Source organism: Bacillus sp. FJAT-29790, assembly GCF_019039215.1.
GTDB lineage: Bacteria > Bacillota > Bacilli > Bacillales > Cytobacillaceae > Cytobacillus.
Genome location: NZ_JAHNZZ010000004.1, coordinates 1 through 497, shown reverse-complemented (window position 1 = coordinate 497; position 497 = coordinate 1). Strand labels below are relative to the sequence as shown.

The following is a 497-nucleotide window of genomic DNA, read 5'->3' as shown; positions in this document are numbered from 1 at the left end:
GATTGCGGGGACAGGATTTGAACCTGTGACCTTCGGGTTATGAGCCCGACGAGCTACCGTGCTGCTCCACCCCGCGATAATAGTAATGATAAAGTTTTTCCATGCTCTTATTATGCGTAAGACCGCCCCGATTTCAGGATGTCTATTCAAGCAGCAGCTATCGGTGCGCTGAAGATGATTCTTCGAAGCGTATTCGATCGTGCTCCACCCCGCGATAATAATATTTAAAAGATAAATGGAGGAGGAAGAGGGATTCGAACCCCCGCGCGGTTTGACCCGCCTGTCGGTTTTCAAGACCGATCCCTTCAGCCAGACTTGGGTATTCCTCCGAATAATAAGCAATTGAAATTGTAGAACACTAAACTACGACCAGACAGGTATGACCTATACGCATTAGCTAGCAGAGCTAATACTCTAAATTGGTGACCCGTACGGGATTCGAACCCGTGTTACCGCCGTGAAAGGGCGGTGTCTTAACCGCTTGACCAACGGGCCAA

Annotated in this window: 3 tRNA genes; all 3 read right to left on the bottom strand. The window is 49.1% G+C overall.

The features are described 5' to 3' along the window. Nucleotides 1-2: 2 nt before the first annotated feature. The 3 genes from BGM26_RS18720 to BGM26_RS18710 all read right to left on the bottom strand — a co-directional run bounded on the left by BGM26_RS18720 (nucleotide 3) and on the right by BGM26_RS18710 (nucleotide 495). Nucleotides 3-76, bottom strand: a tRNA-Met gene (locus BGM26_RS18720). A gap of 160 nt (nucleotides 77-236) precedes the next feature. Continuing rightward, nucleotides 237-329 (bottom strand) — tRNA-Ser (locus BGM26_RS18715). Between the two features lie 91 nt (nucleotides 330-420). Then, nucleotides 421-495 (bottom strand) — tRNA-Glu (locus tag BGM26_RS18710). Between the last annotated feature and the right edge of the window lie 2 nt (nucleotides 496-497).